Annotated in this window: 4 protein-coding genes; 2 read left to right on the top strand and 2 right to left on the bottom strand. The window is 59.5% G+C overall.

The window, feature by feature from the left end; all coding sequences use genetic code 11:
- The first annotated feature begins 155 nt into the window (after nt 1-155).
- Nucleotides 156-1,241, top strand: coding sequence for an ABC transporter substrate-binding protein (locus Q0176_RS05670; RefSeq protein ID WP_299300105.1), 1,086 nt, complete (start codon nt 156-158; stop codon nt 1,239-1,241).
- 92 nt (nt 1,242-1,333) lie between these two features.
- Nucleotides 1,334-2,473 (top strand): double-cubane-cluster-containing anaerobic reductase, encoded by a 1,140-nt coding sequence (locus Q0176_RS05665; RefSeq protein ID WP_299300103.1) that lies wholly within the window; start codon nt 1,334-1,336, stop codon nt 2,471-2,473.
- A 144-nt stretch (nt 2,474-2,617) separates the two neighbouring features.
- On the opposite strand, the gene Q0176_RS05660 is transcribed toward Q0176_RS05665, so the two are convergent.
- Together Q0176_RS05660 and Q0176_RS11230 are read right to left on the bottom strand one after the other, a co-directional pair.
- Nucleotides 2,618-3,019 (bottom strand): type II toxin-antitoxin system HicB family antitoxin, encoded by a 402-nt coding sequence (locus tag Q0176_RS05660; protein WP_299300101.1) that lies wholly within the window; start codon nt 3,017-3,019, stop codon nt 2,618-2,620.
- A gap of 27 nt (nt 3,020-3,046) precedes the next feature.
- Nucleotides 3,047-3,175, bottom strand: coding sequence for a type II toxin-antitoxin system HicA family toxin (locus Q0176_RS11230; RefSeq protein WP_366797231.1), 129 nt, complete (start codon nt 3,173-3,175; stop codon nt 3,047-3,049).
- Nucleotides 3,176-3,201 lie beyond the last annotated feature (26 nt).

Genomic DNA, 3,201 nt, shown 5'->3' with positions numbered 1-3,201 from the left:
CAGCGACCGTATCGCCGTTATGCGTCCGCGGCCTGGCAGGGTCGAGGCGATCGTGGATGTGGAAATATCGCGTCCGCGAGACAGGGAGTCAGGCGCTTTTACGGCGCTCCGGCACGATATCCTTCATTTTTTCGATTTCGAGGAGGCAGTGAAGAATGGATAAGCGCAGTACAGGATTGATACTCGGTCTTCTGACCCTGCTCACGGTCCTTTCGGCTTTCCCCTTGAGGAATGTTTCTCTCGACGCTTGGGTGAGGGCCGCCTTTGCGGTCCCCGCTGCCTCGGATGAAAAAAATTCAGGGGCCCCGCAGGATGATTACGTGATGAAGCTGGGGCTGGCGGGCGGATTGTGCGAGGCGGCCACCCATATCGCCATCGTCAACGGCTATTTCAAGGAGGAGGGCGTCAATTACGAGGTCGTCAATTTCCTGAGCACGGCCGACCTTCCCGCCATGCTGGCCTCGGGACAGCTCGACGCCAACCAGATGATGCTGGCAAGCCTTGGGGTCCTGCTGAACAGCGGGTTCGACATACGGGTCGCCCTGGGACTGCACAAGGGTTGTCTCGTCATCGTCGTCCCCGCCGATTCGAAGATAGAATCGGTCAAGGACCTCAAGGGGAAGCGTATCGGCGTTCCCGGCCTGGGCAGCACGCCTATGGTCATCTCCCAGCGGGCGCTGGCCCGCGCGGGCATCGACGCTTCGGTCGAGTCCGGGAATGTGGAATTTCTCGCCTTCAATGCGGGCGACCTCGGCGTTGCCCTTAAAAACGGGAGCGTCGACGCCGTCGCCCTGATCGAGCCGGCGGCCTCCCTTTTGGTGGAGAGCGGTTACGCCAAGGTCATTTTCGATCTCGGAAGCGATCCGGACTACAAGGAAGAGAACTGCTGCGTGGCGACGATGACCCCGAAATTCCTGGAGGAACACCCCGACCTTGCCGCCCGCTACGTCCGGGCCCTGCAGAAGGCCTGCGAGTTCGTCCGAAAACACCCGGAGGAAACGGCCCGTCTTCAGCAGGAGCACAACATGTGCAACCTGGGAAACCTGGAGATCAACGCCCGTCTGTTGAAGAGCTACAACTACAAAGGATCCATCAGCGAGGGACGGGAGGCCTTTCGCACCAATCTGAGGGACTTGCAGCACCTCGGTTTGCTGGGCAATCAATATGACGTGGATAAGATCGTCGAGAAGCTCTACATCGAACTTCCCGGGGTTGAGAACGAGATCGATCTGGATATTTGACGTGCGGCGCCCGAGTTTGCCGAGACGAAGGGCGCTGAGTTTTTCCGGAGACGGGCGGCAGGGACCGCCGACACATTCGAGGGGGGAGAACCATGCTTTCACTGCCGAAGAACTTCGAGACTTACGATGAGAAGAGGAGAAACGCCTTTCTGGCGCTTTACGAGGTAAAGAAGAGGGGGAAGAAGGTCGTGGGAACCTTCTGTTCCTATACCCCGACCGAGCTGATCCACGCTGCGGGGGCCATCCCCGTAGGGCTCTGCGGCAACAGCGAACAGGGGATCCTGGAGGCCGAGACGAGGCTGCCCAAGACCCTGTGCCCCTTGATCAAGTCCAGCTACGGGCTGGCCATGACCGACCAGTGCCCGTTCTTCTACTTCTCCGACGGGGTGCTTGCCGAGACGACCTGCGACGGCAAGAAGAAGATGTACGAGCTCCTGGGCGAAATCAAGCCGGTCCACGTCATGAAGCTGCCCCAGGGCAGGGATCACGCCCTTGCTCTGGAGTCCTGGAGGGAGGAGGTTCGCCTGGCCGCGAGGTTCCTGGAGGACCTCTTCGGCGTCGAGATCACCGAGGACAAGCTCCACGACGCCATCGTCTACCGAAATCGCGTGAGGAAAGCGCTCATAGAGCTTTACGAGGTCACCAAGGCCAAGCCCTCCCCCGTCTCGGGATACGAGCTGACGACGGTCTCCGAGTCCGCCGACTTCCACTTCACGGACGACAGCCTGATAGAGAAGCTCGAGGAAAAGGCGAGGGAGTTCCGGAATCGCGTCCGCGAGACGTCCCGAAGCCGCCCGAGGGTTCTTCTTACGGGCTGTCCCAACACGGGGCTGCGCGAGAAGCTGATCCGCAGGATGGAGGACATGGGGGCCGATTACGTGTGCTCCGACCATTGCGCCGGGCCCAGGACGCTTCGGTTTATGGTCGACGAGAACAAGGACCCCTACGAGGCCCTGGCCGAACGGTACCTGAAGATCAACTGCTCCGTCATGACGCCCAACAAAGGACGCTTCGACGACCTGAAGCACCTGGTCTCGGACTACAGGGTCGACGGGGTCGTCGAGGTGGTTCTGCAGGGCTGCCACACCTTCGCCGTGGAGGCCTGGCACACGAAGACGACGATCTACGAGGAGCTGGGGCTTCCCTACCTTCGCGTCGATACCGATTTCTCCCAGTCGGACCGGGGGCAGATCGAGACCCGCCTGGGCGCCTTCATCGAGATGATGTCGTGAGGGGGGCCGGATAAGGAAGACGTGACAGCGGTTTTCCAACGAAATTTGTCTATTGCATTTTGCTTGAAAATCTGGCGGAACTCGTCAAGTGCGAGGAATGACGAAAAAACGGGGGCGGTTGTGGGCCCGCCCTCGTTTTTTGGCTTATACTGTTTTGCTCAACGCTTTGTCGAGCGCGTCCGTGAGAAGCTGGGAGAAATTGATCCCGGCCTTTTCTCCGCGCCAGGCAAGACCGGCAGGGATAGTTAGATTCTTGCGGACGGTTTTTTCTCGCATGGGGACCATCCATGCGTCGACGAGCACGACGGCCTCGTTGGGATCTGTATGGATGCTGCGGAGGTCGGAGGGCTCGGGGATGGATTCGCCCTCATCCTCCATGAGCGACAGAAACCCGGCAAGAACATCCTGCGCCATATACATCGCTTCTTTCTGATCGTCCCCGCAGCTCAGGCACCCCGGGAGGTCGGGAAACGATATGGAGATTCCATCGTCGGCGTAGTTGAAGATCGCGGGGAATATGTAGTGGTCCGGTTTTTTTGTGCGCATCGTTATGTCCTTTCCAGTAGGCAGGAATTAAAGGATTCCCGCCTGCTTGAGTATGCTTCGGTAGGTTCCGATGGGGAGGTCCTTTTGGGGGTGAGGAACCGAAACATTGCCGGGCCTCCTAGGGTGCTCGAAAGTAGTGATGGCTGCCTCTCGCACTGACGTAGTACCAACCTGCCGCCGTA

Origin of the sequence: uncultured Fretibacterium sp. (genome assembly GCF_938040765.1) — a bacterium.
Lineage (GTDB): Bacteria > Synergistota > Synergistia > Synergistales > Aminobacteriaceae > CAJPSE01.
Note: the sequence above shows the minus strand (reverse complement) of the source record. Positions and strands in the feature narration are given on the sequence as shown.

What these genes read in the sequence shown, in the direction of transcription:
- Q0176_RS05670 (WP_299300105.1), top strand. Translation starts at nt 156, where the DNA reads ATGGATAAGCGCAGTACAGGATTGATACTCGGTCTTCTGACCCTGCTC.
- Q0176_RS05665 (WP_299300103.1), top strand. Translation starts at nt 1,334, where the DNA reads ATGCTTTCACTGCCGAAGAACTTCGAGACTTACGATGAGAAGAGGAGA.
- Q0176_RS05660 (WP_299300101.1), bottom strand. Translation starts at nt 3,019, where the DNA reads ATGCGCACAAAAAAACCGGACCACTACATATTCCCCGCGATCTTCAAC.